Source organism: Clostridium sp. CS001 (assembly GCF_020443565.1).
In the GTDB taxonomy this organism is placed as follows: Bacteria; Bacillota; Clostridia; order Clostridiales; family Clostridiaceae; genus Clostridium_AD.
Map to the genome: position 1 here is coordinate 81759 of NZ_JAIZZN010000001.1, position 26316 is coordinate 108074.

Annotated in this window: 26 protein-coding genes; all 26 read right to left on the reverse strand. The window is 31.7% G+C overall.

Going from position 1 to position 26316, the window contains the following annotated elements:
- Window positions 1-6 precede the first annotated feature (6 nt).
- Window positions 7-894: a phosphate ABC transporter permease PstA gene (gene pstA / locus LGK97_RS00375; protein WP_226257750.1), complete on the reverse strand. Its 888-nt coding sequence runs from the start codon at window positions 892-894 to the stop codon at window positions 7-9.
- Window positions 894-1805, reverse strand: coding sequence for a phosphate ABC transporter permease subunit PstC (gene pstC / locus LGK97_RS00380; protein WP_226257751.1), 912 nt, complete (start codon window positions 1803-1805; stop codon window positions 894-896). The genes pstA and pstC overlap by 1 nt, the downstream gene beginning before the upstream one ends.
- 24 nt (window positions 1806-1829) lie before the next feature.
- Window positions 1830-2732: a phosphate ABC transporter substrate-binding protein gene (locus LGK97_RS00385; protein ID WP_226257752.1), complete on the reverse strand. Its 903-nt coding sequence runs from the start codon at window positions 2730-2732 to the stop codon at window positions 1830-1832.
- A gap of 282 nt (window positions 2733-3014) precedes the next feature.
- A complete protein-coding gene (gene pnpS, locus LGK97_RS00390) occupies window positions 3015-4718 on the reverse strand; it encodes a two-component system histidine kinase PnpS (RefSeq protein ID WP_226257753.1) in 1704 nt (567 codons plus the stop codon).
- Between the two features lie 2 nt (window positions 4719-4720).
- Window positions 4721-5416 carry a response regulator transcription factor gene (locus LGK97_RS00395; RefSeq protein WP_226257754.1) on the reverse strand — a complete coding sequence of 232 codons (696 nt, stop codon included), beginning with the start codon at window positions 5414-5416 and terminating at the stop codon, window positions 4721-4723.
- Window positions 5417-5447: 31 nt separating this feature from the next.
- Entirely contained in the window at window positions 5448-6158 is a 711-nt protein-coding gene (gene pgeF / locus LGK97_RS00400) for a peptidoglycan editing factor PgeF (RefSeq protein WP_226257755.1), read from the reverse strand.
- A 72-nt stretch (window positions 6159-6230) separates the two neighbouring features.
- Window positions 6231-6686, reverse strand: a complete 456-nt coding sequence (gene nrdR, locus LGK97_RS00405; RefSeq protein WP_226257994.1) for a transcriptional regulator NrdR — start codon at window positions 6684-6686, stop codon at window positions 6231-6233.
- Between the two features lie 144 nt (window positions 6687-6830).
- Entirely contained in the window at window positions 6831-7091 is a 261-nt protein-coding gene (locus tag LGK97_RS00410; RefSeq protein WP_226257756.1) for a YlmC/YmxH family sporulation protein, read from the reverse strand.
- Window positions 7092-7315: 224 nt separating this feature from the next.
- Window positions 7316-8089: an RNA polymerase sporulation sigma factor SigG gene (sigG, locus tag LGK97_RS00415; RefSeq protein ID WP_226257757.1), complete on the reverse strand. Its 774-nt coding sequence runs from the start codon at window positions 8087-8089 to the stop codon at window positions 7316-7318.
- Between the two features lie 75 nt (window positions 8090-8164).
- The gene (gene sigE, locus LGK97_RS00420; protein ID WP_226257758.1) at window positions 8165-8872 is read right to left on the reverse strand and encodes an RNA polymerase sporulation sigma factor SigE; all 708 of its coding nucleotides are present in this window, start codon (window positions 8870-8872) and stop codon (window positions 8165-8167) included.
- 47 nt (window positions 8873-8919) lie between these two features.
- A complete protein-coding gene (gene spoIIGA / locus LGK97_RS00425; RefSeq protein ID WP_226257759.1) occupies window positions 8920-9726 on the reverse strand; it encodes a sigma-E processing peptidase SpoIIGA in 807 nt (268 codons plus the stop codon).
- Between the two features lie 202 nt (window positions 9727-9928).
- Window positions 9929-11023: a cell division protein FtsZ gene (gene ftsZ / locus LGK97_RS00430; protein ID WP_226257760.1), complete on the reverse strand. Its 1095-nt coding sequence runs from the start codon at window positions 11021-11023 to the stop codon at window positions 9929-9931.
- 15 nt (window positions 11024-11038) lie between these two features.
- Window positions 11039-12289 carry a cell division protein FtsA gene (gene ftsA / locus LGK97_RS00435; protein ID WP_226257761.1) on the reverse strand — a complete coding sequence of 417 codons (1251 nt, stop codon included), beginning with the start codon at window positions 12287-12289 and terminating at the stop codon, window positions 11039-11041.
- A gap of 287 nt (window positions 12290-12576) precedes the next feature.
- Window positions 12577-13632, reverse strand: a complete 1056-nt coding sequence (locus LGK97_RS00440; protein WP_226257762.1) for a type IV pilus twitching motility protein PilT — start codon at window positions 13630-13632, stop codon at window positions 12577-12579.
- 271 nt (window positions 13633-13903) lie between these two features.
- Complete coding sequence (gene sigK / locus LGK97_RS00445; protein ID WP_264174944.1) at window positions 13904-14626, reverse strand: RNA polymerase sporulation sigma factor SigK; 723 nt, start codon at window positions 14624-14626, stop codon at window positions 13904-13906.
- Between the two features lie 98 nt (window positions 14627-14724).
- Window positions 14725-16419: a penicillin-binding transpeptidase domain-containing protein gene (locus tag LGK97_RS00450; protein WP_226257764.1), complete on the reverse strand. Its 1695-nt coding sequence runs from the start codon at window positions 16417-16419 to the stop codon at window positions 14725-14727.
- 64 nt (window positions 16420-16483) lie between these two features.
- Window positions 16484-17113: a uridine kinase gene (udk, locus tag LGK97_RS00455; protein ID WP_226257765.1), complete on the reverse strand. Its 630-nt coding sequence runs from the start codon at window positions 17111-17113 to the stop codon at window positions 16484-16486.
- Window positions 17113-18336, reverse strand: coding sequence for a peptidase U32 family protein (locus tag LGK97_RS00460; protein WP_226257766.1), 1224 nt, complete (start codon window positions 18334-18336; stop codon window positions 17113-17115). The genes udk and LGK97_RS00460 overlap by 1 nt, the downstream gene beginning before the upstream one ends.
- A 17-nt stretch (window positions 18337-18353) precedes the next feature.
- On the reverse strand, window positions 18354-19010 hold the full coding sequence (locus tag LGK97_RS00465; RefSeq protein WP_226257767.1) for an O-methyltransferase: 657 nt from the start codon (window positions 19008-19010) through the stop codon (window positions 18354-18356).
- 132 nt (window positions 19011-19142) lie between these two features.
- The gene (gene typA, locus LGK97_RS00470) at window positions 19143-20972 is read right to left on the reverse strand and encodes a translational GTPase TypA (RefSeq protein WP_226257768.1); all 1830 of its coding nucleotides are present in this window, start codon (window positions 20970-20972) and stop codon (window positions 19143-19145) included.
- Window positions 20973-21106: 134 nt separating this feature from the next.
- Window positions 21107-21457: a YlbF family regulator gene (locus LGK97_RS00475; protein WP_226257769.1), complete on the reverse strand. Its 351-nt coding sequence runs from the start codon at window positions 21455-21457 to the stop codon at window positions 21107-21109.
- A gap of 73 nt (window positions 21458-21530) precedes the next feature.
- Window positions 21531-21983 (reverse strand): Fur family transcriptional regulator, encoded by a 453-nt coding sequence (locus LGK97_RS00480; protein ID WP_226257770.1) that lies wholly within the window; start codon window positions 21981-21983, stop codon window positions 21531-21533.
- Between the two features lie 149 nt (window positions 21984-22132).
- Window positions 22133-22390, reverse strand: a complete 258-nt coding sequence (locus tag LGK97_RS00485; RefSeq protein ID WP_226257771.1) for a DUF1292 domain-containing protein — start codon at window positions 22388-22390, stop codon at window positions 22133-22135.
- Between the two features lie 96 nt (window positions 22391-22486).
- Window positions 22487-22906: a Holliday junction resolvase RuvX gene (gene ruvX, locus LGK97_RS00490; RefSeq protein WP_226257772.1), complete on the reverse strand. Its 420-nt coding sequence runs from the start codon at window positions 22904-22906 to the stop codon at window positions 22487-22489.
- A 75-nt stretch (window positions 22907-22981) separates the two neighbouring features.
- On the reverse strand, window positions 22982-23239 hold the full coding sequence (locus LGK97_RS00495) for an IreB family regulatory phosphoprotein (RefSeq protein ID WP_226257773.1): 258 nt from the start codon (window positions 23237-23239) through the stop codon (window positions 22982-22984).
- Between the two features lie 182 nt (window positions 23240-23421).
- On the reverse strand, window positions 23422-26067 hold the full coding sequence (gene alaS, locus LGK97_RS00500) for an alanine--tRNA ligase (protein ID WP_226257774.1): 2646 nt from the start codon (window positions 26065-26067) through the stop codon (window positions 23422-23424).
- Between the last annotated feature and the right edge of the window lie 249 nt (window positions 26068-26316).

Sequence of the window (26316 nt, forward strand, 5' to 3'; positions counted from 1 at the left end):
TCCTCCTTACTTAGTGCCTGTATAGTTTTCATACATTTTTTTTCCGATTATTCTTGCAGATATATTAAATATAAGTACTGCAATTATTAGAACTGCTGAAGCTCCGTTAGCAATTTTTGTAGCATCTGGAACCATTCCTTCAGAATTTAGTTTCCATATGTATACAGACAACGTTTCAGCTGGCCTTAATAAACTGTAGGCTGACGCTTTGCTGGTCAAACTCAAATTAGTAAAATTTAAAGCTGGTGCACTCATTCCTGCAGTATATAGTAGAGCTGCTGCTTCTCCAAATATTCTTCCTGCTGCTAATATAATACCTGTTAAAATTTGCGGCATTGCAGAGGGCAATATGACATTTCTAATTGTCTGCCACCTAGTAGCACCCAGTCCTAAACTAGCTTCTTTAACACCTGCTGATGCAGCTTTAATAGCATTCTCACTAACTCTAGTCATACCTGGTAGATTTATTATAGTTATAGCTAATGCTCCTGCAATAAGAGAATAACCCCATTTTGTCATGTTAACAAAAACTAGAAGCCCAAATAATCCAACTACTATAGAAGGCAGTGATGCCATAGTTTCAATACACAATCTAATGATATTTAATATCTTTCCTTCTTTTGCATATTCAGCTAGATATATTCCAGCTCCTACTCCAAGAGGTACTGTAATTATAAGTGTTACTATAAGTAAATGCATAGAATTATATAACTGACGTCCAATACCTCCTCCAGATTCTCCAATCTTCGACTCACCAAATAAAAACTCTAAATTTAATGATTCCCTTCCATTGTATAGAATATATCCAATGAGGCTTACAAGTAAAAGAATTACTAAAGCAGAAACTATATATAAAACTATGGTAGCTATTTTATCTTTAACCTTAGAGCTCATTATGCCTCACCTCTCTTTCCTATTTTCCTAATTATAAGTATAAATACAAAAGAAATTATTAGTAGTAACAGTGCCATGGACCATAATGCATCATTCCAAGCTGTACCATAGATTGTATTTGCCATATCCATAGTGAGTATGCTTGTTAATGTAGATGTAGTTCCAAGTATCCCCTTAGGAAAAGTAACTGAGTTTCCTATAACCATTTGTACTGCTAGTGCTTCTCCAAAGGCTCTTGCAACTCCTAGTACTATTCCTGTTAATATTCCACTTTTAGCTGCTGGAATGATAACCTTAATTATAGTTTGCCACCTTGTTGCCCCAAGTCCATAAGAGGCTTCTACATAATCTCTTGGTATAGTTTTTATAGCATCAGATGCTATACTTGTGATTGTTGGCAAAATCATTATGCTAATAACTGCCACTCCAGCTAATAGACTAAATCCAATTCCCCCAAACCAAAGTTTAATAATAGGCACTAAAACACTTACACCTATCCAACCATATACCACTGAAGGTATTCCCACAAATAATTCTATGGCAGGTTGAAGCACTGCTTTTCCAAGCTTTGGTGAAATTATATTCATAAATACTGCTAAAGCTATTCCTATTGGTGCACTTACAATTACAGCAAGAAAAGACACAACGGAAGATCCTAGAATAAATATCAAAGTTCCAAATTGGGGTGGTAGCCCTTCGCCAGCACCCTCAGGATTCCAATTCTTAGAGAATATAAAGTTAACCATTGAGTATCCATGCCTTACAAAAGTATTTAAGCCCTTAGTAGCTATGAAAAATATGATTGCAAAAGTGAGGATAACTATTATTGCACCACAAAACATAGCAAATCCGCGTCCTAGATACTCATTTTTAAGTTTTAAAATCATTGTCCTCATATCATTTTTTTTCATATTATTTTACCTCTAAAAATTATTTTAATCTCTTGTAGCCTTCATATCTGACATTGGAATGTATCCAAGTTTTATTATTGATGCTTTCATATCATCACTTACCATATAATCTAGGTATGCTTTTGTTAATTCTGTAGGTTCCCCTTTAGTGTACATATGCTCATATGCCCAAGTCTTGTATTTATCTGTGCTTATATTCTCTGCATTTGCTTCTACACCATCAATCTTTAATATGTTTAAGCCTTCTTTATTAGCTGCATCGGCAAAATATGATAAAGCTAAATAACTTATTGCTCCGTCTGTTTTCACGATTGCTCCCTTAACCGCCCCACTTGAATCTTGTGTTAAACCAGCTACTTCTTCTTTTCCATCTAAAGCATATTTTTTAAATACCTGCCTTGTTCCTGATGATTTTGGTCTGTTTATAACTGTAATAGCTATATCAGCTCCCCCAACCTCTTTCCAGTTCTTTATCTTCCCTGTAAATATGTCTATTAATTGCTGTTTTGTTAAAGAGTCAACTTTAACTTTATTATTTGTTACTGCTGCAATTCCTACAACGGCTACCTTATGATCTTTGAGTGCAGCTGCATCAATTCCCTCTTTCTCATTTGCATATATATCTGAATTTCCTATTTCTACGCTACCTTCTAACACTAATTTAAGTCCAGTACCACTTCCTCCGCCTTGTACATTTACTGTTGCGCCTGGATTCTTATCTAAGAATTTTTTAGCAGCTATTTCAGCTAAAGGCTGAAGTGCAGTGGACCCTGCTGCAGTTATATCACCTGATAATTGAGTTTTTTTAGATTCAGGTGTAGCTCCCGTACTATCAGTAGCACTTTTACTTCCGCACCCTCCTAAAATTCCTACTGTCATTACAACTGTTAATACCGCCACCATTAATTTTAAGCTTTTTCTTTTCATTGATAATTCCTCCATTCATATATTAAAATTATTTTATTAACTATTTGCTATACTTATATAATATGCCCTGAAAGTTAACTACGTATTATGGAAAAGTTAACTATGGCTTTACTACTGTTAATTAAACTTTACAATGAATTAAATCATCACCTGCGGTGCTGCAATATTAACGACTTCAGAATCTAATTAAGTGTCACAATAAATAAAAGTACCCTGCAATGTAGACATTTTTTATTTGTCTACATTGCAGGGTATCTGTTATTAAACCTTAATATATTATTTTTATTTATCATAGGGAATTTCAATTATGAATTTACTGCCACACCCTAGCTCACTTTCTACATATATCTTTCCATTAAACTTAAGCACTATATGCTTTACTATAGCGAGCCCTAGTCCTGTGCCACCTTTCGATCTAGAGCGAGCCTTGTCTACTCTATAGAACCTCTCAAAAATACGTGAAATTTGACTTTTAGCTATTCCAACCCCAGTATCCTTAACCCATAGAATGCATCTATTGGCTTTATACTCCGTTCCAATGCAAACGCTATCCCCCACTTCCGAATAGTTAATAGCATTATCTACTAAATTGATTAACATTTGTTTAAACTTGTCGGCATCACCTATGAGTGGTTTTAAGTTCTGTTGGTCCATTGATAACTGAATTTGTTTTACATCTGCTGTGTTTTTCATTAAATTATAGACATCCTGTACAATTTTATTAACATCAACCTTTTCACTTTTAAGTTCAGTTTGTTGTTCTATGTGTGAAAGTATTAAAATATCTGTAATTAATCTAGTTAATCTTTCAGTTTCTTCATTAATTATATTTAAAAACTTTTCTTTTGTAGTGGCATCTTCAACGTATTTTAAAGTTTCTGCGAATCCTTTAATTGATGTTAAAGGCGTTTTTAGTTCATGTGAAACATTGGCAACAAATTGAGTTCTCATTTTTTCTAATTTTTTTACTTCTGTAATATCCTGAACAACAGCCACAGTACCAATATGTTCACTTCTATTGATTATATCCGCGGTTTTTATTCTAAGTTCTCTTTCTTGTGGCCAAATTATCTTTATTTCTTTGTAATCATTGTCACTTTGATGAAAGATATTCTCTAGCTCAAAATCTCTTATATTATCTATAAGATTTTGCCCTATAATATCTTTAGTGACCCCAAATATCTTGTTAGCATATGGATTAATCATTATAACCATATTATTTCTATCAACTGCAATAACTCCACTATCCATACTTTGAAGTATTGCCTCAAGTCTATTTTGTTTGTCTGTGACTTCATTTAATGTAAACTCTAGTTTATCTGCCATTTCATTAAAGTTTTTAGCTAGTTCACCTATTTCTCCATCTGCTAGTGTTTTAGCTCTTCTATGAAATTCTCCCTTGCTAATTCTTGAAGTAATAAAAGTTAAGTCTATAATAGGTTTTAATATAATATGAGATAACTTTAAAGAAAACCAAATTGACATTAATGCTGAAAAAATTATGGCCACAAGGTAAAACTTAAAATATTTACTTCCTAATCCATTTACCATTTTAAGCGGCATTGAACTTCTAATAATAAACCCATCTCCAAAAGCAGTTGCATAATACATCATACTCTCTTTATTAGATTTACTATATCTCGTTACAAACCCGCTTCCACTTTTTCTTGCTTCCATTATCTCTTGTCTATCATTGTGATTTTCCATGGTTTCTCCATTTATAATAGAATCATAAATAATCTTACCAACCTTATCAATATATGTAACTCTCATATGCGAACTTACCAAGTTCTCCATAAAAAATTTCTCATGATCTTTTAAATTATTACTTTGAAGCAAACTAATTATCATATTATTATTTATTTCAAGTTTGTCCTTTAAATTTTGCTCATATTCATAATTAAAAATAGATGCGAATAACGCAGTTACCACTATAAATATAAAAATTACAGTGCCTAGTAAATATATTGTCAACTTGTTCTTCATAATTATTCTCCAAAATTAAATCTATATCCTATACCACGAATAGTCTGGATATAAAGTGGATTTTTATCATCATCTTCAATTTTCTGTCTTAAATGCCTTATGTGTACATCTACTGTTCTGGTCTCCCCTACATATTCATAACCCCATATTTTATCCAGCAAGAAATCCCTAGTCATAACCCTACCTTTGTTTTTTATTAAGATTTCTAGTAATTCAAATTCCTTTAAGGTTAAATCAACTTTATTTTCATTTTTAACAACTTCATGCTTACCAAAATCAACAGCTAAATTACCCACTTTAAAAGTCTTTTCAATCACCTGTTGCGTACTTCTTCTAAGTATAGCTTTAATCCTTGCGACTAGCTCTCGTACTGAGAAAGGCTTTGTGATATAGTCATCTGCACCTAGTTCTAGCCCTATTATTTTATCAATTTCTTCTCCTTTTGCTGTTATCATTATAATTGGCATATTTGACATTGAGGAATCTTTCCTTATTTCTTTGCATACATCTAATCCATCCATTCCAGGCAACATTAAATCTAATAACATAAGTTGTGGCAATTGTTCTTTAGCCATTTTTATAGCATCTACACCATTGGCCGCACATATAACTTTATACCCATTCTTCTCCAAGTTAAATCTAATTAACTCTTGAATATGTTCTTCATCATCCACCACTAATATCTTCTCTTCAGCCATTGTTAAACCTCCATATTTCTCCGTATACTTATTATGTCAAATAAACAAAAGAAAACATCCTTCCTTGCTTATTTTTACTAAACCTGTAGGAATATAATTCATATTGTTTATTACATGAAGTACAAGTATTTGTAACATTAATATTCTCTTCTTTAATACCTTTCTGTGTTAGCTGTGTCAAAATACATTTTTCTAAATCAAGCTTATTATCATTATTAATTCTAATATTTCTATAAATTTCCTGGCCAGTAAACTCGTCCATTAGTTCTTGACTAATTCCATAGCAACACACTCCGATATGTGGGCCAATGTAAACTCTAACATCTGCAGCTCTTACACCATAATCCAATTGTAAGTTTTCAATAGTTTTACTTACTACTAATTCCTTTGTACCTTTCCATCCACTATGTACAGCTGCTATTACTCCTTTTGTAGTATCCACTAAAATTACAGGAACACAATCAGCGGTGAATACACCTATAGCTATTTTGGATTTATCTGTTATTATTGAATCTCCATCCTTAATAGCTCCATCAAAATTAAATATTAAGTCACTGTGTATCTGATTTAAATATCCAATCCCTTCTAATCCATAATATTCTTTTACACTTTCTAGACTTCGTAATCCTTGTTCAGTGTTTTTATTAAAGTTTAGCCCATATTTTGCTGTTGAAAACAAAATCCTTGCATTATCATGCTGAAACTTTATAAATTCAAAATTGTTAAAGATTTCAATTTCCACTTACCCACCCCCTTTGTGTAACTTTTATAATACCATAACCTAACCACATATAAAAAACGCCTAAGGGAATATTTATTCCTTAGACATCAATTTTCTTATTTCCTCCATAAACGTATTAATATCTTTAAATTGTCTATAAACAGAAGCAAATCTAACATAGGAAACTTCATCTACACTTTTTAATATGCTCATTATAATTTCTCCTATATATTCAGAGGCTACCTCTGTAAGCATTTCATTGTTTAATTGTTTTTCCACTTCATCACAAATAGCTTCGATTTGCATTCTTGATACCGGTCTCTTTTGGCAGGCTTTCATGAGTCCATTTATTATCTTTGTTCTATCAAAATATTCTCTATTAAAATCCTTTTTTATTACTAAAATAGGTATGTCTTCTACCTTTTCGTAAGTAGTATATCTTTTAAAGCAACCTAGACACTCTCTTCTTCTTCTAGTTGCAATGTTATCCTCTGTTGACCTAGAGTCAACTACTTTACTTTCTTCACCACTGCAATATGGACACTTCAATATTTCCACATCCTTTTTCTGATGTATTTGTGAACCTACTAACATTATACACTTTTTCTAATAAAATTGAATAGTTAAACGATAAAAAAATAAATAACAACCTAAAGCTATGGCTTTAACTTGTTATTTACATTTATACACCTACTATTCTTCTTCCATAATTACATCACTACCATCTACTAAAATAACATCCACGCCAACTTTTTTTATCTTCTCCCAAGGTATCTCAATACTATTATTTTTATTGAACCAAGATGATCTCTGAGTTGGCATCAGAATTGAAATAACTCTATAGTCTTCACAATCAACTTTTAAATCTTTCATATATCCCATTTTTGTGCCTGAATTTATATCTATAATCTCCATCTGCCTTAAATTATTTATTGAATGCATTAAACTCTCCAATTTATTACCCCCTATCAGTTTTTATCTAATGAAATTCTTAATTTTATCTAGCAACTGTACAATTTCCTTTTTATATAACAATGCCATATATTAGTTATATTCATAAGTTGTTGAAAATATCATTTAAAATTACACTATTTTAATTTCACGAATAATAAGAATATTGATTAATACTTTTTATTATTCTTATTTAATTACTAAAAAAAGGGTTCCCTTTAGGAACCCTATACATATTTTCTCATGTGCTTTAATGCAGTCTTTTCTAATCTAGATACCTGAGCTTGAGATATTCCTATTTCATCAGCTACCTCCATTTGTGTTCTTCCATCAAAAAATCTCAAATTTAATATGAGCTTTTCTCTATCATTTATCTTTTTCATTGCCTCTTTAATGGATATATTCTCGATCCAACTATCGTCTATGTTTTTAGTGTCACTAATTTGATCCATTACATAAATTGCATCTCCGCCATCATGATAGATTGGTTCGAATAAAGATACAGGGTCTTGTATAGCATCTAAAGCAAATACCACGTCCTCTCTAGGAAGTTCTAGTTCTTTTGCTATCTGAGTTACTGTAGGTTCTTTATTGTCTTGATTAACCAATCTATCTCTAACTTGCAATGCTCTATATGCGATATCACGGAGTGATCTACTAACTCTTATAGAGTTATTATCTCTTAAGTACCTTCTTATTTCTCCAATTATCATAGGAACTGCATATGTTGAAAACCTGACATTTTGACTTAAATCAAAATTATCAATTGATTTAATTAAGCCAATACAACCTACTTGAAATAAATCATCTACATTTTCCCCACGATTGTTAAAACGTTTTATTACACTTAAAACTAGCCTTAAATTCCCTTTAATAAAGTCTTCCCTGCACGAATTGTCACCATTTTGCATTCTAAATAGTAACTCTTTCATTTCTTTTTCTTTTAATACTGGTAACTTCGAAGTATTTACACCACATATCTCTACTTTGTTGATCATCATAAGGTCATCATTCCCTTCAGAGTAATTGCATTTAAATTATGTCCTTATGATTTAACTTTTATACTAAAGACAACCCTACACCATTTTATTAATTTCTTTTTTCAATCTTTTTATAATTCTTTTTTCAAGTCTAGATATATAAGATTGTGATATCCCGAGTATATCTGCCACTTCCTTTTGTGTTTTTTCCGTAGTTTCATTTAATCCAAATCTTAATTGTACAATTTCTCTTTCCCTTAAATTTAAACGTTGCATCGCAAGCCAAAGTAATTGTTTGTCTACATCATCTTCAATAATATTGTAAACCACATCATTATCAGTGCCTAGAATGTCAGAGAGCAACAATTCATTGCCATCCCAGTCAACATTTAATGGTTCATAAAAAGAAATTTCCGTTTTAATCTTACTATTTCTTCTAAGATACATTAAAATTTCATTTTCAATACATCTTGAAGCATATGTAGCCAATTTAATTTTCTTTTCAGGATCAAAAGTATTTACTGCTTTTATAAGACCTATTGTACCCACCGAAATTAAATCTTCAACATTTACACCTGTATTTTCAAACTTCCTTGCTATATATACTACCAGCCTTAAATTTCTTTCAATTAAGGTTGCCCTAACTTTTTTATCTCCTGTATCCAATCTAACTACTAATTCATCCTCTTCGTCCTTAGTTAAAGGAGGTGGTAGTGCATCATTACCCCCTATATAAAACAAATTTCTTGAAAACACTTTGAATTTAACAAACAACTTGTTTAACACTACTTTAAAATTTAACATAATTCCCTCCTTATTTCTATTATTAACAATTACTAATTATCCCGCTATCAACTAAGTATTCCCCTTGACATAAGGCCATTATAGTCATTATCCTTACTTAGTTTGTATCCACAAAAAACTATAATTACATCTCTTGTTTCAATATTTTTCTTGTTAATATGAATGTTAATATATTCTGGTTTAAACCCCATAAGCATACCACTTGATCCATTTACTACGGTATAAGGAACAGAATAAGTATTATTTTTCTCTAATAAAATATCTTTTAAAGTATCTTTCTCAACAATTAACACTGGCAAATTTGTAGCAGGTTCCCGGAGCTCATTTCCTGTATCTAAGAATGCTTTTATAGTATGTTTATGGTTTTTATATATCACGTCAATTGTATATATAAGGGTTGACACGCCTCTTCTGTCCTCTACAAAAATCATTAACCTATAAATAAATATATAAATTACCATAACTGAAAGTAACAACTTTTCATAAGGGAAGTTTATTATAATTATATCAAAGGACATATCCACACTATTATTTATTTGGATAAGTAAACACATTCCAGCTAAAAGAATTGAATATAATATAAATATTAGGGAGGCTTTAATATTGAATAATATACTTTTTTCTCTAAAACCAATTAAAATCATTATAATGACTATTAGCAGTTTAAAAGGTATCCTTGACATGAACACTAAGCTTGGATATATTACTGTTAAAACATATAAGCTTCCTAGTACACTTGAAATGCACATCCATGTAAGCCTTTCCCTTTTTCTTAACGTCTGAGCAGTGACATGTAATATAAAAAGATTAACTATAAAATTCACCAATAAAAGGATGTCTATATATACTATCAATTGCCTTCCTCCTTTAAAGTTATTATATAACTTATATTTTCAATATTTTGTCACTTCATACCACATAAGTAAATTTTTATTCTTTTATAAAACGCTATTAATTCCCATATTATTTAAAAATATTTAAAGTTAATTAAAATACAAAAAAAGTGCCATATAGGCACTTTTCTATTTACTATTTTTTCTTTTTAATTATTTATTCTTATTTGCTTTGTCTTCTTAAAAAAGCAGGAATTTCTAAATCAGAGGCTTCAGTGTCTTTTTTAGTATAGGCTACTTCTTCAATAGTATTAATTGATTCTCTTTCTTTTGGCTTTTGCACAGTTTTACTTTGCACTATTCTTTCATTTTCAAAACCAGTAGCAATAACTGTAATTCTTATTTCATCTTTTAGATTTTCGTCTATAACTGCACCAAATATAATGTTAGCATCTGGATCTGCAGCACCTTGTACAATCTCCGCTGCTTCATTTATCTCAAGTAATCCCAAATCCATTCCACCAGTAATATTTAAAAGTACACCTGTAGCACCAACTATTGAAGTTTCCAGTAATGGGCTTGAAATGGCTTGTTTAGCTGCTTCTTGAGATCTATTATCCCCAGAAGCTCTACCAACACCCATATGTGCAAGACCTTTAGCGAGCATAATTGTTCTCACGTCTGCAAAATCGAGATTAACAAGACCAGGAATGGTAATCAAGTCAGATATACCTTGTATACCTTGTCTTAAAACATCATCTGCCATTTTAAAAGAATCCATCAATGTTGTTTTCTTATCTACCATGGTTAATAATCTTTCATTTGGAATTGTTACTAGAGTATCCACTGTTTCCTTAAGGGTTTTTATTCCAGACTCAGCATTAATCATTCTTTTTCTGCCTTCAAAAGGAAATGGTTTTGTTACAACTCCAACAGTTAATATTCCCATGGATTTGGCAATTTCTGCTACCACGGGTGCAGCTCCAGTACCTGTACCACCACCCATACCTGCAGTAATAAACACCATATCGGCACCTTTTATAGCTTGGGAAATTTCATCCCTGCTTTCCTCTGCAGCTTTCATACCAATCTCTGGATTTGCACCTGCTCCAAGACCCTTTGTTAGCTTGTCCCCAATTTGAATCTTTTGAACAGCATGAGAAAGAATTAAAGCTTGTTTATCTGTATTTATAGCTATAAATTCCACATTCTTTAGTCCCTCAGTAATCATTCTGTTTATAGCATTGTTTCCTCCGCCTCCACACCCAATTACCTTAATCTGAGCAAATTCCTGAATATCAACATCAAAATCTAGCACAACACTACCTCCTTATTAGAAAAAATCTGCAAAAAATTCTTTGACTTTTGATGCAAATTCATTTTTTCCCTTTTTATTTTGTTTTTTTGTTTTTTTGTTTTCATATGAATGCTCATCTGATTGCTCAGACAGAATATCGTTTAGTTTAGCATTATTAGCAGCATGTGCAACAATTCCTACTGCATTAACGTACATGGGACTAGCTGCTCCAACATATTCTGGTGAACCAATCCTCACTGGTTTATTAAAAATCTCTTTACTTAGATCAATTATACCTCTAAATAAAGATATACCACCTCCGACTATTACTACACCCGAAACTTCCTTATAAATTTCACTACTTAATAAGTTTTCCTTTATCAAGTGCAATAGTTCTTCAACTCTAGCATGAATTATATCAATTAATAAATCCCTATCAATCTCCATTAAGTTATCATAAGAATCTTTAATTGTAATCTTATCATCATCCGTCTCTTTACCTTTAACCAAGCTTCCATATTTAAGCTTTAATCTTTCACCTTCGCTATAAGGAACCTTAAGACAAACTGATATATCATTGGTAATGTTAGCTCCACCTAGTTGAATAATAGAAGTATATTTTAGTTTCGTGCCTTTATAAATTGAGATATCTATGGTCTCGGCTCCAATATCTACAAGCGCTGTGCCCATATCCTTCTCTTCCTTTTTTAAAACGGCCTCAGATATAGCTGATGGCCCAAGAACTATGCCACTAACTTTAAGGCCAGCCTTATTTACACTTTTCAATAAATTACTAACTACTGTTGATTGCGCCATAACTACTTGAGCTTCAACTTCAAGCCTTTCTCCACTCATTCCCCTAGGGTCTTTAATATTGTCATATCCATCAACAATATATTGTTCTGGCTCAACACCCACTATTTCTTTATCGAAAGAAACTGAAATAAGTTTAGCTGCTTCAATTACCCTGTCCACATCACTTTGCTTAATCTCTCTATCTTCAGAAGAAATCGCAACCATACCTGTATTTTTTACCAGCTCACAAATCCCTCCAGGCAATGATATATAGCCCTCACTTATTTGCGAATCTGTCATACATTCTAATTGAGAGATACATTGTTTTATACTTTCAGCTGTACTATCAATATCTATTACAACTGATTTATTTAAACCACTACATACAACTGATGTAATGCCTATAATCTGAAGTTTTGCATTGCTGCTTATTTTACCAACTGCTCCACATATCTTTGATGATCCCAAATCAATTCCTACTATATGTTTCATTAAGTTTATCCCCCTTATAATAGAAACCACAAGTATATATATTCAACAAAAAAATAATTTTCCCTTTTATTTAAATTAATTTTTTATAATATTTTTTAAAATTCATTACAAACTTAAATACAATTAAAATATAGTTTGCATTTAATTGCACGCTTGATAATACTTGTAAACTTAATTTCAAATTAGTAAGTTATATTAAATTAATTATATTAAAAGTTAAATTTCTTCACTAGCTAAGTATAATTGCAATATGCAAAAAATGCAATATTATAATTTGATACACTTAACTACATAGATAGCATTCTTATCATCATTTCACTATCCACTGAGTAGGTCATCGCATCATCTTTAGATATAATTCCCTTTTTATATAAATCTGCAATTGACATGTCCATGGTTTTCATGCCATATTTACCACCAGTTTGAACACAAGACTCTAACTGATGTGTTTTACCTTCACGAATAAGATTTTGAATTGCTGGAGTTGATATCATTACCTCCAGGGCTGCAACTCTTCCACCTACATCACTCTTAGGTATTAATTGTTGAGAAACTATTCCCTGCATTACAGCAGCTAGTTGAACTTTAATTTGTTGTTGTTGGTGAGGAGGGAATACATCAACTATTCTATCTACAGTTTTTGCTGCTCCTATAGTATGTAGAGTAGAGAATACCAAATGCCCAGTTTCAGCAGCTGTTATAGCAATAGAAATGGTTTCAAGATCTCTCATTTCCCCTACTAGTATAACATCTGGATCTTCTCTAAGGATAGCTCTTAAAGCATTTTTATAATTCTTACTGTCTTTGCCAATTTCTCTTTGATTAATAATAGATTGATTATGTTTATGCAGGTATTCAATTGGATCTTCTAAGGTTATAATATTGCATGCCCTAGTGGAATTAATTTCATTAACCATGGCAGCAAGTGTTGTACTTTTACCACTACCTGTTGGCCCAGTTACCAAAACTAACCCTCTTTGTTTTGTAGTAAGCGTTCGAATAACCTCTGGAAACTCTAGTTGCTTAAGGGTAGGGATTTTTAGTGTTACCACTCTAATAGCAATAGTATCGCTACCCCTTTGTTTGTAAACATTTACCCTAAATCTCCCAAGTCCTCCGATAGAATAAGAATTATCTATTTCACCATTTTTAATATATTCTTCATAAGAGTCACCTAAAATTTCTCTTGAGTACTTTTCCGTATCTGCTGGTGTTAATTTCTCTTGCCCTGCTTGTATTAAATGTCCGTTAACCCTAATAACTGGTACTGATCCAACTGTTAAGTGAAGATCTGATGCATTCATTTCTACAGTTTTTCCTAATAATTCGTTAAGTGATATCATTATTTATCCCCCTGTTCGTTTAATGAAGACTCGCAAATATCTATGGCAAAATGACTTGAAATATTAACATGCTCTTGCCACTTAAAATTTTTGCTCCATTTTCCTCAAATTGTTTTAATTTACCTAGAGGTGCATAGGTTATAATTATATCATAGTTGTCATAATTTTTAACAGAATTAAATTCTATTGATTTATTTTTCTTAGAAATCATCTCCAAATTATAATATTCGACGTATTGTAAGTTTCTCCTTCTTTAAGTTTTTATTACCTTTTAGAGCAATTTATTAGATAGATTCAACTTAGTCTTGTTATTACTATTTAATTCTTTATATAACTTCTTCAAGGCTCTCTTTTCAATTCTAGAAACATAAGACCTTGAAATTCCTAAAATTAATGCAATCTCTCTTTGCGTTCTAGGTTTACCATCAATCAGTCCATAACGCATTTGAATTATTGTTTTTTCTCTATCCATTAAAGCTACATTAATCTTATTATAAAGCTTTTTAATTTGTATTTTGCTTTCCACTATCTCAATTATAGAATCTTCATCACTACTTAACACATCCATCAGTGAGATTTCATTTCCCTCTTTATCGATTCCTATAGGGTCCTGTAGGTATATTTCTCCTTTTGTTTTCTTATTATTTCGAATAAGCATTAGTATCTCATTTTCTATACACCTTGCTGCATAGGTGGCAAGCCTTGTTCCTTTGCTTATATCAAAGGAATCTATAGCTTTAATGAGCCCAACAGTTCCTATTGATATTAGGTCATCTACATCCTTGCCTGGGTAAGAATATTTTTTTACGATATGTGCAACAAGCCTTAAATTTCGTTCAACTAGTATACTTTTAGCTAGTAAATCTCCTTCCTTTAGCTTTGTTAAATATAACCTTTCTTCTTCTTCACTTAATGGTTGAGGGAATGAACTACTACCAGTTATATAAGCTGTTAAAAATGTAACATTTCCAATTATATCTAATAAACAATTCATGAAAAACACGGATGCTCCTCCTAATAGTGCTTATAAATATAATATGATAAATTTTATTAATATTGCATGTACAATTAAATATTTATTTTTAGATTAATTTAATCTATAGATTTAAGTAAGTTAACTATTTCTTTAAATATAGGAGCGGCAGTATCTCCACCTCCCTGACTATTTAATCCTTCCACTTTGCTTAGTTCTATGTTTTCTACAAATACAACCATAGAGTAATTTTTTCCCTTTAAATTAAAGAAACCTACAAACCATCCATCAGAACACTCTTTACCTTTTACAAAATATTCAGTAGTGCCTGTTTTCCCGCCTATCATCATGTCTTCAATGTAAGCCATAGTTCCTGTACCTTTATTTACTACATCAATCATATGGGATTTCACGATTTTAGCGGTTTGCTCTTTTAATACCCGAGAAACATTAGGAGTAAATCCCTCTAAGGTTACATTATTGTCATCCACATATGCATCTATTATGCTTGGCTGAACGTATATTCCATTGTTTATGATAGTATTAGGAATGCTAATGGCTTCTAAGGGTGTTATCCTAGTTTTTTGCCCAATAGCTGTATGGCTTTTTTCACCTGGCTCAGAAGTTGATATATCAACACCAAAGTCACCAATATCCTCTTGCTGAAAATTTAACACTTTACGTAATAGCCCTTGTTTTTCTGAATAATCATACATGTTTTTAAGACCTACCTGACGACCTATTTGGGCGAATGTATTATTGGAGGAATATGCCAGTGCCTCTCCAAGTGTATATTGCTTTAATAATGCCTCATGAGCCTTTGGAAAGTAAGTTCTATTTAATGGAAACACTTCATCTTTACCTATTAAGTTCATATCCAGCCCAGCTTCTTCAACAATCACTTTAAAAATCGATCCTGGAAACGAACCATTCGTGGTTGGAATTCCTAAGTTTGCATTATAGATATTATCATTCTTTTGTGCCATTGTTCGTATTTTGCCAGTACTACTCTCCATTAGCACAACACCAATTTGTTTGTATTTTTCGTATTTTTTCTCATGAAGAATATTTTCAACACTATCCTGGATTTCTTTATTTAAAGTAAGTCTTACATTTATATTCTTTTGGGGATATATAATCCTCCCGTTAGCTATCTCGCCATTTATTCCTTTAGCAAAGCTAATTTTTGTAAATTCATTATTTTTAGTTTTGTTGTATATTTGCATTTCTATGGAGTCATCGCTTTTCATTATAGGGTTTCCATCCCCATTAATATATGTTGTATTTATTAATAAATTTTCAACTTTCCAGTACTTATCATTGATCACATCATTAGCTGCATAGACATAAAACCCTTTTATTTCTTTAATCTCTTTAAGTTTATCAAATGTTTCTTCGTCAATTTTATATTTTATTTTTTCAAAGTTACCATTGCTTTTTATCTTTTCTAAATCATAATTACTATTATAATTTCTTAAAATAATTGTTAATGCTTGCATGTCGTATCTGCTAGTATATTCATTAAATCGCAAATAATCTACTGGATCAATAACTGCATAATAATTCACAACATAGTCTAAAAGCTCACTACCATCACAATCAAATAGATTATAACGCATACCATAGGGCTCATTAATTGTATATTGGGCATTAAACATTTCTTTTAAGGGTTCTGATTTAAAATACATGTAATTGCTAACTTTCCATATTAAAAAACTAAGCAACAATATAAATATAATCATTACTGTAAAGGCTCTTCGCTCCATATCTTTCTTTCTATTTGAATTGCCAAATATATTATTTCTACTGTACATAAAAACACCTCACCTAGACTAATTCTCGCCTAAAATGAGGTGTTTTATTCTTTTATCTTTACTATTAATTTTGATAGGTTTGAAGGATTTGACTTATATTTGCAGTAATTATATCTACCGCTACCTTATTATGTCCACCTTCAGGTATAATGAGGTCTGCGTGCCTTTTAGTAGGTTCAGTAAATTGTTCATGCATTGGTTTTACAACATTTAAATATTGATTTATAACAGATTCTGCTGTTCTGCCTCTCTCATTAATGTCTCTAACCATTCTTCTTATAAACCTAACATCTGCATCAGTGTCTACATATATTTTAATATCTAGCATATCTCGAAGAATTTTTTCAGATAGAACAAGAATACCTTCCACTATAATGATTTTTTTCGGCTCCACAGAAATTTTTTCTTTCATTCTATTATGTACTTCAAAATTATAAATAGGCTTGTCAATAATATGTCCTTCTAAAAGAAGTTCTAAATGCTTAACTAAAAGAGAAGTGTCAAAAGCATCTGGATGGTCATAGTTTGTTTTAATTCTTTCTTCAAAAGAAAGATTACTTTGGTCTTTATAATAAGAATCCTGCTCAAGCATTGCAATGCATGTTTCATCGAACTGTTTGTATATCTCTCTTGCTATAGTGCTTTTTCCTGAACCAGTTCCTCCGGTTATCCCTATTATAATGGGACGCTGCATTATTTCCCCTCCTTAGCTTTTATAAGGATGTCATTTTCCTTTAGTTTTTCATCAGTATTTATGGTAAATAACATCTGAGCATTTGGTGCTGAAGCTATATTTTCTCCCTTAGAATTTTTCATATCCTTAAGTACTATTGATACATTATCTCCTACAGGTTTTAACACTTCAACAGTATCCCCTAGCAGCACCTTATTTCTTTGTTCTATTAATGCAGTATTATCTTCTTCATTATACTCACGTACAACGCCTACTATATCGTAATCTCTAATATATGAAGATGAATCATATATTTGCTTATTTGGATCTCCAAAATAAAATCCAGTGTAATACTGTCTATGGCTAGGTTTTAAAAGGTTATCCATCCATTTTTGCTGAAACTTATAGTTTGATGGGTCCTCCACATAAGTATCCACAGCTTCTCTATAAGATTTACATACAGAAGCAACATAATATGAACTTTTCATTCTTCCTTCTATCTTAAAGGACACTATGCCTGATTCCATAAGTTCTGGAATATGTTCTATCATGCATAAGTCTTTTGAATTCATTATGTAAGTGCCTTTATCATCTTCAATTATAGGATAGTATTCTCCATCCCTTTTTTCTTCCATTAAAGAGTATTTATATCTACATGGCTGAGCACATTGCCCTCTATTGGCATCTCTACCTGTCATATAATTGGATAAAAGACATCTCCCCGAATATGCCATGCACATAGAACCATGAACAAAAGCTTCTAGTTCACAAGTATCAGGTAACTTTTCTCTAATTTCTTTAATTTCTCCTAAAGATAACTCTCTCGCAAGAACAATTCTTTTTACACCTTGTTTATGCCAAAAAATAGCTGACTTGTAGTTTACATTATTAGCTTGAGTACTCAAATGAATTTCTAAATTCGGTACAACTTCTCTAGCTGTCATAATAATTCCTGGATCAGATACAATAATAGCATCTGCACCTAGTTCATATATATCTTTTAGATAATCTTCAAGGCCATCTAAATCATCGTTATGAGGAAATACATTTAAGGTTACATACACCTTTTTATCTCTAGAATGTGCATAATCTATGCCTTCTTTTAACTGCTCATTGCTAAAATTATCTGCAAAAGCTCTTAAATTCATTTTACTTCCACCTAAATAAACTGCGTCTGCACCAAAATTTAAAGCTGCTTTTAATTTCTCTAAGTTTCCTGCAGGTGCTAATATTTCTGGCTTCATTAGCTTCACCCTCCTTGCTACATTACTGTATTCTTTTTTACCGTTATTGAGATGCCATCCCCCATAGGTATTACAGAAGTTATAAGTTCATCATTATTAGATACTAGCTCTAAATAGCTTCTCATACGTTTTACAATAGTAATTTTTCTACGCTTTACAAGCTCTTTTGATGCAACCATCCCTCTAAAAAGAACATTATCTGCAATAAGAACTCCTTCTTTTTTTAAGAGTCTAAGGCAGTGGGGCAGAAAATGATTATAGTGTCCTTTACCTGCATCCATAAAAATCATATCATATTCTCCTTGAAGATTTCCTAATACCTCTAGACAATCCCCTTTTAGAATGGTGATTTTGTCCTGTAGTTTATATTTTTCTATGTTAGCTTTTGCAAGTTCTATCATAGCTTCATCTCTTTCAATAGTGGTAATTTCACTTAATCCAAACGATGCCTTATTCATTAAAATAGCAGAATACCCTATGGCAGTACCTAACTCTAAAATCTTTTTAGGTCTATTCATAGTTATCATTAATTCTAAAAATTTAGCAGTCTCCTTCTGAACTATAGGTGTTCCATTTTCCAGAGCAAACTCCTCTAAATCTTTTAAAATTCCAGTATGTGTTGGAATCAGCTCTCTCAAATATTTTTCCATATAATCATAAGTTATCCCACTCATTTAATTTCCTCCAAAAATTCATCAATGCTACTAACTAAAATCTAATTTTTACTTTAAAACCATAGGTAGTTGGAAAAAGAAAACCTTCCAAATTAAATCTTCGGTTTTCATTAACCAACTCCCTAGTTAAAACTATTTATTTGATTTGCTAGTTGCTCTTTTTCTTTCTCCTGAGTCTAATATTCTTTTTCTCATTCTAACATTTAAAGGAGTAATTTCAACTAACTCATCTACAGCAACAAATTCTAAGCACTGCTCAAGTGACATAGGTTTTACTGGAATTAGTTTTAGTGCATCATCTGCTCCAGAAGATCTAGTATTGGTTAACTGTTTCTTTTTACATACATTTACTTCTATATCTCCACTTCTTGCACATTCTCCTGCAATCATTCCCGCATAAACAGGAATTCCTGCTGGTATGAAAAGAGTTCCTCTTTCTTGAGCATTGTACAATCCGTAAGTTACTGAATCCCCTGATTCAAATACTATTAGTGAACCTCTACTTCTATCTGGAATTTCACCTTTATATTTAGCATAACCATCTAGAACGTGATTCATTATACCGTTACCTCTAGTATCAGTCATAAGGTCACTTCTATATCCGATAAGTCCTCTTGATGGTATTTTAAATTCTAATCTAGTGTATCCGTTTATAGCAGAAGTCATATTAATCATCTCTGCTTTTCTAGGTCCTAATTTTTCCATTACAACACCCATAAATTCTTCTGGTACATCAATTGTAAGGTGCTCAATTGGCTCCATCTTATGTCCATTTTCTTCTTTGTATATAACATTTGCTTTTGATACTTGGAATTCATAACCTTCACGTCTCATAGTTTCAATTAAAACTGATAGATGAAGCTCTCCTCTTCCACTTACTTCAAACGCATCAGCAGATTCAGTTTCTTCTACTCTTAAACTTACATTAGTTTCAAGTTCTTTTATAAGTCTGTCTCTTAAGTGTCTTGAAGTAACATAAGTTCCCTCAAGTCCTGCAAAAGGAGAATTATTAACCATGAAATTCATTGTTAAAGTAGGCTCATCAATTTCTACAAATGGAAGTGCTTCTGGATTACTAGCATCAGCTATTGTCTCTCCAATGTTAATGTCTGGAATACCAGAAATTGCAATTATATCACCAAGCATTGCTTCCTCAGTTTCTTCTCTTTTTAGACCATTATAAACGAAAAGACTTGAAACTTTAACATTGCTTATGCTTCCATCTTTTCTCATAAGCGCAACTTGTTGATTTCTCTTTATTGATCCTCTTTCAATTTTACCTATTCCAATCTTTCCAACATACTCATTGTAATCAATTGTTGAAACAAGCATTTGAAGTGGCATATCTATGTATCCTTCAGGAGACTTTACATTTTTTATTATAGATTCAAATAATGGTTCCATGTTGTCACTTTCATCTTCAACGTTGAATTTAGCAAAACCTTCTCTAGCAGATGCATATACTATTGCAAAATCTAATTGTTCATCATCTGCTCCAAGTTCAACAAACAGGTCAAAAACTTCATTAAGTACATCAACAGGACGAGCATCTTTTCTATCTATCTTGTTTATAACAACGATTGGTTTAAGTTGTAATTCTAATGCCTTTTTTAAAACGAATTTAGTTTGTGGCATTGGACCTTCATATGCATCAACTACAAGAAGTACACTATCAACCATTTTAAGTACTCGTTCAACTTCTCCACCAAAGTCAGCGTGGCCAGGTGTATCTACTATATTTATTTTAATCCCACTATGCATTACCGCAGTATTTTTTGAAAGAATTGTTATTCCTCTTTCTTTTTCTATGTCATTGGAATCCATTACTCTTTCTTGTAACTTTTCATTTTCTCTAAAAATATGGCTTTGTCTAAGTAGACAATCCACAAGGGTTGTTTTACCGTGGTCTACGTGAGCAATTATTGCTATATTTCTAACATCATTTCTTGTAAATAAATTCATATTAATCCTCCAATTTTTTTTCGTAAGTTTAAAAACTTTACACAAACAAAAATTGGATACGTCTTGAAGTATCCAATTTCCGTATTTACTATACTTATTCTAATATTATGTTGCAAAAAAGTCAACTACGTGTATTATTGATTATTTCCAAATGATAAATCTACTCCAATTGCATCATTTAGTATTTTCATAACATCATCCCACATAGTTCCAAATGTAGCTTCCGCTTGAAAATACTTTGCTACATCTGGGTTTAAAGAAACTACAGCACCTAAGTTTTGCAGTTTTTCTAGCGTTTCTTTTTTCATTTCTCCTGTTTGCATTTGCTCAGTATAAGCTTCGATTTGAACCTTTCTAAAATCTGCCAACATTTTTTTACTCTTTTCATCTGATGCAATTTTTTTTGCCACTTCTCGAAGCTCAACAATCTCGTGGCAATCTTTTAAACTTTTAGCAAATTCATGTGCATTATCATAAATATTCATGAACGCACCTCCTAATAAATATATTTATAGCAATTTTCATTATATCAACATAGTTTCAAACATAAAATTCCTGTTATTTATCTACGCATTTATCACAAACACCATAAAACTTTAGACTATGATCTTCAATCTTAAAATTGTATTTTTTTTCAACTATGGTTTCTAGTTCCTCTAGCAAATCTCCTTGAACCTCTAGCACTTTACCACAGCAGTTGCATATTAAATGATGATGCTGATGGTTCTCATCTTCATGGTTAAGTTCGTACCTGCTACAACCATCATCTAAATCTAGCTTTCGAATTACATTCATTTCTTCTAAAAGTTGAACTGTTCTATAAATTGTAGCAAGCCCTATTTCTGGACAATCTATTTTAACTAAGTCATACAGTTCTTCCGCAGTAAGATGACTTCCTTCACTCTTAATTATTCCATTTAAAATAGCTCTTCTTTGTGGAGTAAGCTTATATCCCTTTTGTTTTAAAGTTTCCTTTAAAGCTTCTAAGCTTTCTTCTGATAATCTTGACATATATACACCCCTTTCCCATAAACATCATTAACCCTATCAACATAAATTATATTCACTATTAAATTATATTTGCTATAGCTTTAGTTTAATACTTTATTATGACATTGTCAATTGATAATCATTTGATTTTAAGAAAACAGGCTACCATTCTAAAATTCTTCTGAAAAAACTGCCTCGTAAGCCTCTGAAATCATTTCAAACTCTTCATCATCTTCTATTGTAACTAAAATCTCATTACCATCTTCATCCTTATCTACTCTTAGTGCAATTGCATCAACATCATCTTCTCCTGTTCTTGTAACTATAAGATATTCCTTATCTTCAATATCTAATTTAGTTAGTACATCAAATTCTATTTCTTTACCCTCTTCATCATTTAATACTATTGTTTCAACATTGTTATCCATTTTATTTTCCCCTTTCAAATTGTATATTTAATATTATTTTAATGACCATTGGCTTTTTTCCTAGATTACAGTCCACTATTGCATTAACTTAGTATTTTATAAACGTGTACCTAAGCTATCTAGATAACCCTGCAAAATGAATGTAGCTGCAATCTTATCTACGATTTTTTTTCTTTTCGACCTTGATAGGTCGCCCTCTAACATTGCTCTATTAGCTGCTACAGTTGTTAACCTCTCATCCCACATTTTTACTTCTAAATTCAAAGTCTCTTTAAGTTTTTCGCAAAAATGCTGAACTTTTTCTCCTTGTGGTCCTATTGTGCCATTCATATTTTTAGGAAGGCCTGACACTATGCTATCTACACTGTATTCCTTACATATTTTCGAAATCTCTTCAATATCCAAAACTTCGCTTTTTCTTTTAATTGTTGTAATGCCCTGTGCAGTTAATCCTAATGGATCACATACAGCCACACCTATTGTTCTATCTCCTACATCCAAACCTAATATTCTCATTCACATACTCCTTTAATAACAGCTTAATTAATCTGTAGCATCAATATTAAAAAACAAAATGCCCCTAAGGGCATCTTACTTTTTAATGTCTAGATAAGATTTCAAAACTTCTTCTAGTATTTCATCTCTCTCTAGCTTTCTTACTAACGCTCTTGCTCCATTGTAATTCGTTATATATGTTGGATCTCCAGATATTAAATATCCCACCATTTGATTTACTGGGTTATAGCCCTTCTTTATAAGCGAATTATATACGTCAGTCAAAATAGTTTTGGTTAAATCTTTTTTATCTTTTATAAAATCAAATTGGACTGTATTTTGATTACTATCCATTCTATACACCCCTTCCCTTATCACATACTAACCACCGTATATTAATAAGTACTCCAGAAGAGTGCTTATTAATATACGGTAACTTGATTATAATAAGTTCCATATTAACGTTAATTACATAAATTCTTATTAATTATACTTCTTATTAGCTATATTATAAAACAACTCTTACAAAAAGTATACTATTTTACCAAGGTTTCAATTATTGCGCAAACATTATTAATTGCTTCATCTAATTTTTCTGGAAGCTTTCCACCTGCTTCTGCCATATCAGGCCTGCCACCGCCACCGCCGCCAGCGATTTTTGCAACTTCTTTAATTATCTTCCCGCAGTGCACACCTTTATCAATTGCAGATTTTGATGCCATTGCAACAAATTGTACTCTACCATCTACAAAGCTTCCTAGTACCACAACACCATCAATAAGCTTATTGCGAAGTTTATCTGCTAAATCTCTTAGTGCCTCTCCGCCTATATCTTTTACAGTGCCACTAATTACCTTAACATTTTTAACCTCTTTAACATTATTTAAAATATCATCAATTGAAGAACTTGCTAACTTACCTTTCAGTAATATTATTTCCTTTTCTTTGTCTTTTAATTCTGCTAATTGAGTTTGTAATTTATTTATTATATCTTTTTCTGAACATTTTAATGTATTTGATATATCTTTTAATAAATTATTTCTATCTTCAACATATTTTATAGAATTATTACCTGTTATTGCTTCGATTCTTCTAACTCCAGCAGCAACTCCAGATTCAGATAAAATTTTGAATAATCCAATTTCTCCTGAGTTATGTACATGTGTACCACCACACAACTCCTTACTATATCCTCCTACAGAAACCACTCTAACATCTTCTTGATACTTTTCGTCAAACAATGCTATTGCTCCACTTTCCTTAGCTTTTTCTATAGTCATAACATCAGTTTCAACCTTGTTTACTTGCATAATATTATCATTTACAATTTTCTGAACCTTGATAATCTCATCTTCAGTCAGTGCAGAAAAGTGAGTAAAGTCAAATCTCAATCTATCCTCATTTACATATGATCCTGATTGATGAACATGATCACCTAAAACTCTTTTTAATGCTTCTTGTAACATATGAGTTGCAGTATGATTTTTGCAAACCTCAAATCTTCTATCTGCATCAACTTTAAGAGTTACTATCTCTTCCATCTTAAGTGACCCTTTAATTATATTCACAAAGTGTACAATCTTACCAGATGCATTCTTTTGACAATCGTAAACCTCCGCTTTGAAATTATCATTAAAAATTATACCTCTATCGAAGGTTTGACCTCCCATTTCAGCATAAAAAGGAGTAACTTCTGTAACAATAATACCTTTTGAACCCTCTTCTAGCTGTTCAACAACCTCATGGCCACAAATTAAAACTTTAACTTTCGCTTGTAACTCCGTTTTCTCATATCCCTCAAATTTTGTTTCCATATCTTTAGGAATTAAATTAAGAACATCATCTCCACTACCCATGTAATTTGATTGTCCTCTAGCAGCCCTTGCTCTTTGTCTTTGGCTCTGCATCTCAGCGTTAAAGCTATCTAAATCTACTCCTATACCTTTTTCTTCTAATATTTCTTCCGTAAGCTCATATGGAAAGCCATAAGTATCGTATAATTTAAAAGCTTTATCACCACTTAAAAATTTACTATTACTTTTTTCAAGCTCTCCTATATAAACTTTTAAGATTTCCATACCAGAATCTATGGTTTCTGAAAATCTTTCCTCTTCAAGTTTGATAACCTTCTTAATATAATCTGCTTTTTCTTTTAACTCTGGATATGCTATAAAGGAGTTCTCAATAACAGTGTCACAAAGTTCATATAAGAAAGTATTTTTAATTCCAAGTAATCTACCGTGTCTTGCTGCACGCCTAAGTAATCGCCTAAGAACATATCCTCTTCCCTCATTAGACGGAAGGACGCCATCACTTATCATAAAAGTTGTACTTCTAACGTGGTCTGTTATAATTCTTAGGGATATATCTTCTTTATGATTTTCTCCATACTTTACACCTGAAACTCTTGAAACTTCTTCTAAAATATTTTTTATAGTATCTACTTCAAAGATACTATTTTTACCCTGCATTATTGTAGCAATTCTCTCAAGACCCATACCTGTATCTATATTGGGATTCTTTAGTTTGTTGTAGTTACCATGCTCATCTTTGTCAAATTGAGTGAATACCAAATTCCAAAATTCAACTACTCTATCTTCATTGCCTGCTTTAACAAATTCTTCTGCAGTTTTTATTTGCCCTAGTTCTATATTTCTATCAAAGTGTATTTCGGAACTTGGTCCACAGGGTCCTTGACCTATTTCCCAGAAGTTGTCTTCTTTCCCTAACCTAAAAATTCTTGCAGGATCAATATCTGTACTTTTACTCCATATATCAAAAGCTTCATCATCCTCTAAATATATAGTTACATATAGATTTTCTTTTGGTATATTTAAAACTTCAGTTATGTACTCCCATGCCCATGGAATAATCTCTCCTTTAAAATAGTCTCCAAAAGAAAAGTTTCCAAGCATTTCAAAAAAAGTACCGTGTCTTGAAGTTTTACCTACATTCTCAATATCTCCTGTCCTAATACACTTTTGACAATCAGTTATTCTAGTATTCGGCGGAGTTTGAATTCCTGTAAAGTAAGGTTTAAGTGGTTGCATGCCTGCATTTACAAGTAATAGACTAGCATCATTTTTAGGTACTAGTGGAAAGCTTTCTAATCTAAGATGCCCTTTACTTTCAAAAAATTTTAGAAATGATTCTCTAATTTCATTTAACCCTAACTTTTCCATAATATCTCCTCGCTTTTCATCTTATTTTTCTATAATATAAAAAAAACCCTCACTCCCATAAAACAAGGGACGAAAGTTTTCCGCGTTACCACCCTAATTATATCACTGTATAATTAACAAAATTAATTATGTTGCAATATCTCTCAAGAATATATGGTTCAAAGGTAGCTTCAATATATCTATCAAGAAGTTTTCACCTACCACTTCCTCTCTAAATGCCTCAATATATTTACTAATTCTCATCATTAC

Excerpts from the sequence above, each read along its gene's own strand:
- sigG (WP_226257757.1), bottom strand. The coding sequence starts at position 8,089 with ATGATGATCAACAAAGTAGAGATATGTGGTGTAAATACTTCGAAGTTA.
- typA (WP_226257768.1), bottom strand. The coding sequence starts at position 20,972 with ATGAATTTATTTACAAGAAATGATGTTAGAAATATAGCAATAATTGCT.
- pstC (WP_226257751.1), bottom strand. The coding sequence starts at position 1,805 with ATGAAAAAAAATGATATGAGGACAATGATTTTAAAACTTAAAAATGAG.
- udk (WP_226257765.1), bottom strand. The coding sequence starts at position 17,113 with ATGCAGCGTCCCATTATAATAGGGATAACCGGAGGAACTGGTTCAGGA.
- LGK97_RS00485 (WP_226257771.1), bottom strand. The coding sequence starts at position 22,390 with ATGGATAACAATGTTGAAACAATAGTATTAAATGATGAAGAGGGTAAA.
- sigE (WP_226257758.1), bottom strand. The coding sequence starts at position 8,872 with ATGTTAAATTTTAAAGTAGTGTTAAACAAGTTGTTTGTTAAATTCAAA.
- pnpS (WP_226257753.1), bottom strand. The coding sequence starts at position 4,718 with ATGAAGAACAAGTTGACAATATATTTACTAGGCACTGTAATTTTTATA.
- LGK97_RS00465 (WP_226257767.1), bottom strand. The coding sequence starts at position 19,010 with ATGAGTGGGATAACTTATGATTATATGGAAAAATATTTGAGAGAGCTG.
- LGK97_RS00440 (WP_226257762.1), bottom strand. The coding sequence starts at position 13,632 with ATGATATCACTTAACGAATTATTAGGAAAAACTGTAGAAATGAATGCA.
- LGK97_RS00395 (WP_226257754.1), bottom strand. The coding sequence starts at position 5,416 with ATGGCTGAAGAGAAGATATTAGTGGTGGATGATGAAGAACATATTCAA.
- alaS (WP_226257774.1), bottom strand. The coding sequence starts at position 26,067 with ATGGAAAAGTTAGGGTTAAATGAAATTAGAGAATCATTTCTAAAATTT.
- LGK97_RS00480 (WP_226257770.1), bottom strand. The coding sequence starts at position 21,983 with ATGTCAAGATTATCAGAAGAAAGCTTAGAAGCTTTAAAGGAAACTTTA.
- pstA (WP_226257750.1), bottom strand. The coding sequence starts at position 894 with ATGAGCTCTAAGGTTAAAGATAAAATAGCTACCATAGTTTTATATATA.
- LGK97_RS00495 (WP_226257773.1), bottom strand. The coding sequence starts at position 23,239 with ATGGATAGTAATCAAAATACAGTCCAATTTGATTTTATAAAAGATAAA.
- ftsA (WP_226257761.1), bottom strand. The coding sequence starts at position 12,289 with ATGAAACATATAGTAGGAATTGATTTGGGATCATCAAAGATATGTGGA.
- LGK97_RS00460 (WP_226257766.1), bottom strand. The coding sequence starts at position 18,336 with ATGAAGCCAGAAATATTAGCACCTGCAGGAAACTTAGAGAAATTAAAA.
- LGK97_RS00385 (WP_226257752.1), bottom strand. The coding sequence starts at position 2,732 with ATGAAAAGAAAAAGCTTAAAATTAATGGTGGCGGTATTAACAGTTGTA.
- LGK97_RS00450 (WP_226257764.1), bottom strand. The coding sequence starts at position 16,419 with ATGTACAGTAGAAATAATATATTTGGCAATTCAAATAGAAAGAAAGAT.
- LGK97_RS00475 (WP_226257769.1), bottom strand. The coding sequence starts at position 21,457 with ATGAATATTTATGATAATGCACATGAATTTGCTAAAAGTTTAAAAGAT.
- ruvX (WP_226257772.1), bottom strand. The coding sequence starts at position 22,906 with ATGAGAATATTAGGTTTGGATGTAGGAGATAGAACAATAGGTGTGGCT.
- sigK (WP_264174944.1), bottom strand. The coding sequence starts at position 14,626 with ATGAATTGTTTATTAGATATAATTGGAAATGTTACATTTTTAACAGCT.